At 68.3% G+C, this 7,913-nt stretch carries 9 protein-coding genes and 4 tRNA genes (1 of these 13 only partly in view); 4 read left to right on the top strand and 9 right to left on the bottom strand.

Going from position 1 to position 7,913, the window contains the following annotated elements:
• The 4 genes from ACRSBM_RS10140 to ACRSBM_RS10125 form a co-directional block, all read left to right on the top strand.
• Positions 1-154, top strand: partial view of a lycopene cyclase family protein gene (locus ACRSBM_RS10140; RefSeq protein ID WP_434442302.1) — the 3' portion only. 815 nt of this gene lie to the left of the window's left edge; the window shows 154 of its 969 coding nt (coding positions 816-969); its start codon lies off the left edge, out of view; it ends in the stop codon at positions 152-154.
• Between the two features lie 42 nt (positions 155-196).
• A complete protein-coding gene (locus tag ACRSBM_RS10135; protein ID WP_434442299.1) occupies positions 197-1,870 on the top strand; it encodes a GGDEF domain-containing protein in 1,674 nt (557 codons plus the stop codon).
• Between the two features lie 130 nt (positions 1,871-2,000).
• Positions 2,001-3,089 carry a carboxylate-amine ligase gene (locus ACRSBM_RS10130; RefSeq protein WP_434442296.1) on the top strand — a complete coding sequence of 363 codons (1,089 nt, stop codon included), beginning with the start codon at positions 2,001-2,003 and terminating at the stop codon, positions 3,087-3,089.
• Positions 3,090-3,198: 109 nt separating this feature from the next.
• The gene (locus ACRSBM_RS10125; protein WP_434442293.1) at positions 3,199-3,609 is read left to right on the top strand and encodes a CBS domain-containing protein; all 411 of its coding nucleotides are present in this window, start codon (positions 3,199-3,201) and stop codon (positions 3,607-3,609) included.
• Here the strand turns inward: ACRSBM_RS10125 and ACRSBM_RS10120 are convergent.
• From ACRSBM_RS10120 to sufC, 9 genes are all read right to left on the bottom strand, one after another.
• The gene (locus tag ACRSBM_RS10120) at positions 3,600-4,049 is read right to left on the bottom strand and encodes an NUDIX domain-containing protein (protein WP_434442290.1); all 450 of its coding nucleotides are present in this window, start codon (positions 4,047-4,049) and stop codon (positions 3,600-3,602) included. The two genes, ACRSBM_RS10125 and ACRSBM_RS10120, sit on opposite strands and share 10 nt — an antisense overlap.
• Before the next feature lie 16 nt (positions 4,050-4,065).
• Positions 4,066-4,143: transfer RNA gene (locus ACRSBM_RS10115), tRNA-Ile, on the bottom strand.
• A gap of 86 nt (positions 4,144-4,229) precedes the next feature.
• A tRNA-Leu gene (locus tag ACRSBM_RS10110) sits at positions 4,230-4,302 on the bottom strand.
• A gap of 1 nt (position 4,303) precedes the next feature.
• Positions 4,304-4,377 (bottom strand) — tRNA-Leu (locus ACRSBM_RS10105).
• A 107-nt stretch (positions 4,378-4,484) separates the two neighbouring features.
• A tRNA-Gly gene (locus tag ACRSBM_RS10100) sits at positions 4,485-4,557 on the bottom strand.
• A 452-nt stretch (positions 4,558-5,009) separates the two neighbouring features.
• Positions 5,010-5,387, bottom strand: coding sequence for a metal-sulfur cluster assembly factor (locus ACRSBM_RS10095; protein ID WP_434442288.1), 378 nt, complete (start codon positions 5,385-5,387; stop codon positions 5,010-5,012).
• A complete protein-coding gene (gene sufU, locus ACRSBM_RS10090; RefSeq protein WP_166054513.1) occupies positions 5,384-5,824 on the bottom strand; it encodes a Fe-S cluster assembly sulfur transfer protein SufU in 441 nt (146 codons plus the stop codon). The genes ACRSBM_RS10095 and sufU overlap by 4 nt, the downstream gene beginning before the upstream one ends.
• On the bottom strand, positions 5,824-7,101 hold the full coding sequence (locus tag ACRSBM_RS10085) for a cysteine desulfurase (protein ID WP_434442285.1): 1,278 nt from the start codon (positions 7,099-7,101) through the stop codon (positions 5,824-5,826). Before ACRSBM_RS10085 ends, sufU begins: the two co-directional genes overlap by 1 nt.
• A 26-nt stretch (positions 7,102-7,127) precedes the next feature.
• Positions 7,128-7,901: a Fe-S cluster assembly ATPase SufC gene (gene sufC, locus ACRSBM_RS10080; protein ID WP_434442282.1), complete on the bottom strand. Its 774-nt coding sequence runs from the start codon at positions 7,899-7,901 to the stop codon at positions 7,128-7,130.
• Positions 7,902-7,913 lie beyond the last annotated feature (12 nt).

Raw genomic sequence — 7,913 nt, 5'->3', positions numbered from 1 at the left:
GGACTTCTTCGAGCTGTTCTTCCAGCTCGACGTCGAGCTCCAGCGCGCCTACCTCTCCGGCCGTGAGGACGTGGCAGGCACCGCGGCGGCGATGGCGCGGCTGTTCCGCGCGGCACCGTGGCGGCTTCGCGCCAAGCTGGTGAACACCTGGTGAACCCTCTTGGAGCTGCTCCTTCGGGCCTGCACGATCTGAGACGTGCCCGCTCTACTGGATGACGTCAGGTTCGCCTTCCAGCCGCTGTTCAACCTGAACACCGGGGGCGTCGTGGCAGTCGAGGCGCTCGCCCGGCCGCACGACGGCAGCGTGCAGGACCTCCTTCAAGCCGCCTTCCGGGCGGGGTTGCTGGTCAACGCCGATGTCGGGCTCGCCTGCCGTGCGATCCGTTCCGCGGCCGACTTCGACCTGATGCTGCCGTTGCACGTCAACCTGCTCGCGATCACGGTCGCCGACAAGCCCGAGGTCATGAGCCCTCTCTACGGCGCGCTCCGGGACGCCGGCCGCTCGCCGGACGGCATCGTCATCGAGGTCGGCGAGCCGTACTCCCGCGCCAACCGCGCCCGGCTCGCCCGTGGCATGCAGACGCTGCGCAACAACGGCTTCCGAATCGCGCTCGACTGCGTGGGCGAGGGTGACGTCCCGCTCGGGCTCCTCACCAGTGCGGCCCCGGACTTCATCAAGCTCGACCGCGAGATCGTCCGCTCGTTGCCGGACGACGCGGCGCGAGGCGCGCTCGTGCGGTCGTTGGTGCACCTTGGCGAGTACACGGGCGGTCAGGTCGTCGCTGAAGGTGTGGAGACCGAGGCCGAACTGACGTACCTGCGCAAACTGGGCGTGGGGCACGCACAGGGAAACATGCTCGCTCCTCCGCAACGAAGACCGGCTGTGAACGCCCGTATCGCGCCCGAGGCGGTCACGGAGACCGGGGAGATCCGCCGGCACAGCGGCCCCAGGGTCACGGACTTCCTGCATCCGGCGACGACCCTGCCCGAGAACGCCACCAGCGAAGAGGTGCGGGAGGTCCTGGCGACGCAGCCGTCCGTCACCGGTGTCGTGCTCGTCGACGACGCGGGCCGCCCGAGGTGGTCCGTCGACCGCAACCGGTTCCTGCTCGCGGTCACCGGCCCGTACGGACACGCCCTGCACGCCAAGCGGGAAGCCGCACGGCTCGCGGACAGGCCGCACATCATCGGCACCGAGGCGTCGGCGCTCGACCTGCTGGACGTGGTGGCCGGTGCGAACCGTGAGCGCACCAACGACGACCTCATCGTCGTGGACCATAACGAGCGGTGCATGGGCGTCGTGCGTGTGGCGGACGTCGTGCGCGGTGTCGCGGAGCTCAAGGTGGAACAGGCGGCCGCGCTGAGCCCGCTCACGCGCCTGCCCGGTAGCGACGCCATCGCCAAGGAGGTGGACCGGCGCATCGAGGCCGGCGAGATCTTCGCGGTGTCCTGGCTCGACGTCGACAGCTTCAAGCTGGTCAACGACACCGTGGGGTTCGCGGCCGGCGACGACCTGATCCGCGAGATCGGGCACGACCTGGCCGACCTCGCGGTCGCGTTCCCCGGCGTGCAGGTGGGGCACGTCGGCGGTGACGACTTCCTGATTCTCGCCGGGCTCGACGAAACGGTGCCGTTGTCCGCCCATTTGCTCGACAAGCCGTACACGGCAGAGGGACGACACATCACTCTCTCTCTTGCGACCCTTATCTGTGTTGCGGGATCAGTGGGGTCGTATCGCGAGGTATCGCGCTTGCTGGCACCGGTCAAGGAGCACGCGAAGTCGCTCGCCGGGTCCAGCTGGGTCATGGGCCGGCCGGGCAGTGAACGACGCGACGTGCTGCGCGGTGTCGCGCAACGCGCGGTGAGTTGACAAGTACAACCAAACGCCTCCTGTGCGACAACGTGATCACTCATAGCATTGTTGTCGCTACTCAGCGCACAGGAGGTTCGGCGTGCACGTCGGCAGCAGAACTCAATCGGTACCCGCGCAACGCACGAGCATGGACGGCCTCCTCACCGTTGGGGTGGAAGAAGAATTCGTGCTCGTCGAGGAATCGACGGGCCATCTGGCCAATCGTGCCAACGAAGTTCTCGCCGGAGCCGACCGCTTCGAGGTCGACCTGCAGCCGGAAATCGCGCAGTACCAGGTGGAATCGGCCAGCGGCATCTGCACGGACATGGCCGCGCTGCGCGAGGAACTGGCCGTCGCGCGCCGGGCGTTGATCGAACGGGCCGCACGCCACGATGCGAGGCTCGCCGCGACCGGGACGCCCGTGCTGGGCCTGACGATGCCGACGCCGTTGACGAACTCCCCGCGCTACCACCGGATGGCGCAGGAGATGGGCGCGCTCACCAACGACCTCGCGATCTGCGGCTGCCACGTGCACGTCGGGCTGCCCGACGACGAGGCGAAGATCTTCGTGAGCAACCACCTGCGGCAGTGGCTGCCGACCTTGCTGGCGCTGGGCGCGAACTCGCCGTACTGGCTCGACGGCGACACGGGGTACGCGAGCTGGCGGTACGTGGTCTGGAACCGTTGGCCCACTTCGGGTGCGCCGCCGCACTTCGACTCCGCGGCCGAGTACTACGCGGCGCGCGAGGAGATCGTCGCGAGCGGCGCGGCGATGGACGCCGGGATGCTCTACTGGGACGTCCGGCTCTCCGCCAACCACCCCACGCTCGAACTGCGGGTCTCCGACGTCGCGCCGACGGTGGAGGAGGCCGTCCTGATGGCCGCCCTGGTGCGCGGGATCGCCACCACCGCGCTGAGTTCCGGTGCGATGGCCTCGAAGATCCCTCCGCACCTGTTGAAGGTCGCGATGTGGCGTGCCGCGCGCGACGGCCTGGAGGGCTTCGGCATCGACCCGGTGACCGGTGCGCCGACGCCCGCGGCCACGATCGTCGCGTCGCTGCTGCGGTGGATCCGGCCGGCGCTCGAGTTCGCCGGTGACCACGAGATGGTGACCAACGAGATCGACCGGTTGCTGCTCGACGGCACGGGTGCGGCGCGGCAGCGCAGGGCGTTCGCGCGCCGCGGCAGGCTGGACGACGTGGTCGGGTTCCTCGTCGCGCAGACCGCGCCGGTCTGAGGTTCGTCTGCGCTGTCCGGGCCTGCGTGGCTGAGCCGTTCGGCGGTCTGCGCTGCGAGGTGCGCCAGGCGGGCGGATGCTGGTTCACGAGCCGAGAAAGGAGAAGGTCGTGACCACAGCGCGCGAGATCATGCACGCCGGAGTGCGGTGCGTGGACGAGGACGCGAGCCTCGTCGACGCCGCCCGCACGATGCGGGACCTCGACGTCGGTTCCCTGCCGATCTGCGGCAAGGACGACCGGCTGCACGGGATCATCACCGATCGCGACATCGTGATCAGGGCTGTCGCCGCCGGCCTGGACCTGGCGACGACCCGCGTCGGCGAGTTCGGCTGCCACGTCCACTGGGTCGACGCCTCGGACTCCGTCGCACACGTGCTGCAGACGATGGAGGACCACCAGATCCGGAGAGTGCCGGTGATCGAGGACCACCGGCTGGTGGGCATGGTGTCCGAGGCGGACCTGGCCCGGCACCTGCCGGAGGACCAGCTGGCCACGTTCGTGGAACGCGTCTACGCCTGAGTGGCGACGCCGTGTTCGAGGTAGCGGGTCTCGCCTGAGTCCCGGGCTCGCAGCGCCTCGGTGAGGCGGCGGGCGAGTCTGGGGATCAGGCGCTGCCCGGCCTGGTGCGGCGGCACGAACTCGTACCGCCGGAGCTCCTCGGCCTGGAGCCGGATGTGGTCATCGGCGGTGATCAGGCCGCCTTCGAAGACGAACAGGACCCGCTCGTCGGATCCGTCCGGCGCCCAGTCGACGACGAGGAGCCTGCCGGGGTCCCTGACCAGGCCGAGCTCCTCCTCGACCTCACGGCGGCAGGCCTCGAGCGGGGTCTCGCCCCGTTCGACCACGCCGCCGGGGATCTCCCAGTGCGGCTTGTAGGTCGGCTCGACGAGCAGGACGCGTCCCGCCTCGTCGAAGAACAACGCGCCGGCCGCGGCGAGCGCTCTGCTGCTGTGGTCCACAGCTTCCTTTGTACGGTGGTCGTCCCGCCAGGATTCGAACCTGGGACCTACCGCGTATCAGACGGACGCTCTCACCGGGCTGAGCTACGGGACGGTGGAAGACGAGGGTGTCGAACCCTCCGGGGCGATCTTGCAAGGATCACCTGCGCGCCGGCGCGTCCCCCTTGTTCGGTTGTGCCGTGCCCCCACCGGGATTCGAACCTGGACTGGACGCGTTCTGAGCGCGTTGCCTCTTCCGTTGGGCTACAGGGGCGTGCGGATCCGGGGAGTCGAACCCCGACTGTCATGGCCCTCAACCATGTGCCTCTGCCAGTTGGGCTAGATCCACTTGAAGCGAGCGGCAGGTAGGGGCGCATCGCGTGCCGAGAGGCGCCCCTGCCGAGCGTGAATTGCCAGCCAACGGTCCGAGCCGCGCCACTGGATCCACTTGAAGCGAGCGGCCGGAGGGCATCGAACCCTCTGCTTCGATTTGGAAGACCGACGTGTCCGCCGAGTTCACCACGACCGCATGCCATATTCGGTTGTGCAGCACCGACGGAAGGAGTCGAACCCTCGGGAAACGGGTTTGGAATCCGTTCCGCTTCCAAAGCTCGTCGGCATTGTCAGCGCGGGAAAAAGAAAACCGCCCAGGGTTTCCCGTGGGCGGCTCCGAGGTCATGACCTGGGGATCAGGTCATGGCGTGGAGCCCCACGCCACTGCCAGCAGACCGCCGGCGATGAGGGCGAGAATTCGCCATCCCGCGAGCTGGACCTTGGCGAGCATGTCTTCCTCCGGTTGTTCTCTGTCGGTCGTGATGGGATCAAGTTAGGCGACAACCGCGCGGGATCGCAACGCATTTAATGCGCTCCCAGAAACTGGGAAATCAGCTGCCCGGTGGCCGTGGTGATCAGGAGCGGCTACCGCACAAAACGAACGGCGCGCACCCCCTGAGGGATGCGCGCCGTTCGGAGAACCGGGTCTCAGACGGTGAAGCCGAGCGCCCGCAGCTGCTCGCGGCCGTCGTCGGTGATCTTCTCCGGGCCCCACGGCGGCATCCACACCCAGTTGATGCGGAAGTCCGACACGAGACCGCCGCCGGTGAGGGCCGCGCGGGTCTGGTCCTCGATGACGTCGGTCAGCGGGCAGGCCGCCGAGGTGAGCGTCATGTCGATGGTGGCGACGTTCTTGTCGTCGATGTGGATGTCGTAGACGAGACCGAGGTCGACGACGTTGATGCCCAGTTCCGGGTCCACGACGTCGCGCATCGCTTCTTCCACGTCGTCCAGCGCGGCGACGTCAGCCGTGGGCTCGAAGACCGGCATGCCTTCGGCTCCCCGGACCACTTCTTCGGTGCTCATGCTGCTCCCTGGCTTCGTGCTACTGCGTCTTTGAAGGCCATCCAGCCCAGCAGCGCGCACTTCACGCGTGCCGGGTACTTCGCGACACCGGCGAACGCGATGCCGTCTTCCAGGACGTCCTCGTCGGGCTCCACCTTGCCGCGGCCCTGCATCAGCTCGACGAACGCGTCCATCTTCTTGAACGCCTCGCCCACTGGCTTACCCACGACGAGGTCCGTCAACACGGACGTCGAGGCCTGGCTGATCGAGCAGCCCTGGCCGTCGTAGGAGACGTCACGCACCACGTCGTCGACGACGTGCACGCGGAGCGTCACCTCGTCGCCGCAGGTCGGGTTCACCTGGAACGACTCCGCGTCGAACGGGTCGCGCAGGCCTCGGCCGTGCGGGTTCTTGTAGTGGTCCAGGATGATCTCCTGGTACATCTGCTGGAGCTGCATCAGGCCACCCCGAAGAACTTCTGCGCCTCGCGGACGCCGTCGACCAGTGCGTCGACCTCGTCCAGCGTGTTGTAGAGGTAGAACGACGCGCGCACCGACGACTGGGCGTTGAGGCAGCGGTGCAGCGGCCACGCGCAGTGGTGGCCCACGCGGACCGCGATGCCCAGGCTGTCCAGCACCTGGCCGGCGTCGTGCGGGTGGACGCCCTCGATCTCGAACGGCACGGCGCCGCCCCTGGCGACCGCGTCCTGCGGGCCGATCAGGCGAACACCCTTGATGCCCGAGAGACCTTCCAGCGCGGCGACGGTCAGCGCGTGCTCGTGGGCGTGGATGCGTTCCATGCCCACGACGCTAAGGTAGTCGACCGCCGCGCCCAGACCGACGGCCTGGGACGTCATCGGCGAACCCGCTTCGAAGCGCTGCGGCGGCGGCGCGAACGTCGAGCCCTCCATGTGGACCAGCTCGATCATCGAGCCGCCGGTGATGAAGGGGGGCAACGCTTCCAGCAACGAGCGGCGTCCGTAGAGGACACCGATGCCGGACGGGCCGAGCATCTTGTGGCCGGAGAACGACGCGAAGTCGACGCCGAGCTTGCGGAAGTCGACCGGGCCGTGCGGGACGGACTGGCACGCGTCCAGCACGGTGAGCGCGCCGACCTTCTGCGCCGCCGCGACGAGCACGTCGACCGGGTTGATCACGCCGGTCACGTTCGACTGGTGCGTGAAGGCCACGACCTTGGTGCGCGGCGTGATCACGCTGTCCACATCGGACAGGTCGAGACGACCCTCAGGGGTCAGCGTGAACCACTTCAGCGTCGCGCCGGTGCGAGAGGCGAGCTGCTGCCACGGAACGAGGTTCGCGTGGTGCTCCATCTCGGTCACGACGATCTCGTCGCCGGGACCGATCCGGAACCGCTCGGCCTCGGGACCGGCGGTGGCGGCGTTGCCCATCGCGTACGCCACGAGGTTGAAGCCCTCGGTGGCGTTCTTGGTGAACACCAGCTCGCCGAAGTCGGCGCCGACGAAGTCCGCGATGCGCTGACGCGCACCCTCGTACGCGTCGGTCGCTTCCTCCGCGAGCTGGTGGGCCCCCCGGTGGACCGCCGCGTTGGCGGTCTGCAGGAATGCCTTCTCCGCGTCCAGTACCTGCGTCGGGCGTTGCGAGGTGGCGCCGGAGTCCAGGTAGACCAGGCGCTTCCCGTCACGAACGGTGCGAGACAGGATCGGGAAGTCCGCCCGAAGAGCGGTCACGTCCAATGGTGCTGCGGTGGTGGTCACAGCGCCTCCTCTCAACACCTGCAACGTCAGGACAGTGCCGCGGCTTCCGTCTTCCCGGTGTACTTCACGTAACCCTCGGACTCGAGCTGGTCGGCGAGCTCGCGGCCGCCGGACTCGACGATCCGGCCGTTCGCGAAGACGTGCACGAAGTCCGGCTGGATGTACTTGAGGATCCGGGTGTAGTGCGTGATCAGCATGACGCCGACCTCACCGGAGGCCTTGTAGCGGTTGACGCCCTCGGACACGACCCGCAGCGCGTCGACGTCGAGGCCGGAGTCGGTCTCGTCGAGGATCGCGACCTTCGGCTGGAGCAGGCCCAGCTGCAGGATCTCGTGGCGCTTCTTCTCACCGCCGGAGAAGCCCTCGTTCACCGAACGCTCGGCGAACGCCGGGTCGATGTCGAGGTCGGCCATCGCGCCCTTGACCTCCTTCACCCAGTGGCGGAGGTTCGGGGCCTCGCCGCGGACGGCGGTGGCGGCGGTGCGCAGGAAGTTCGACATCGAGACGCCGGGGACCTCGACCGGGTACTGCATGGCGAGGAACAGGCCGGCGCGGGCGCGCTCGTCGACGGACATCTCGAGGACGTCCTCGCCGTCGAGCGTGACGGTGCCCGAGGTGATCGTGTACTTCGGGTGCCCGGCGATCGCGTAGGACAGCGTGGACTTGCCGGAGCCGTTGGGGCCCATGATGGCGTGCGTCTCGCCGGCCTTGATCGTCAGGTCGACGCCCTTGAGGATCTCCTTGGGAGCGTCCTCGCTGACGACCGAGACGTGCAGGTCCTTGATCTCAAGGGTGGCCATGACTTGCCGTTC

It is taken from the genome of Lentzea xerophila, assembly GCF_051094245.1.
In the GTDB taxonomy this organism is placed as follows: Bacteria; Actinomycetota; Actinomycetes; order Mycobacteriales; family Pseudonocardiaceae; genus Lentzea; species Lentzea xerophila.
The sequence above is the reverse complement of the archived record's forward strand: the minus strand, read 5'-3'. Positions and strand labels throughout refer to the sequence as shown.

Excerpts from the sequence above, each read along its gene's own strand:
- ACRSBM_RS10130 (WP_434442296.1), top strand. The coding sequence starts at position 2,001 with ATGGACGGCCTCCTCACCGTTGGGGTGGAAGAAGAATTCGTGCTCGTC.
- sufU (WP_166054513.1), bottom strand. The coding sequence starts at position 5,824 with ATGCAGCTCCAGCAGATGTACCAGGAGATCATCCTGGACCACTACAAG.
- sufC (WP_434442282.1), bottom strand. The coding sequence starts at position 7,901 with ATGGCCACCCTTGAGATCAAGGACCTGCACGTCTCGGTCGTCAGCGAG.
- ACRSBM_RS10095 (WP_434442288.1), bottom strand. The coding sequence starts at position 5,387 with ATGAGCACCGAAGAAGTGGTCCGGGGAGCCGAAGGCATGCCGGTCTTC.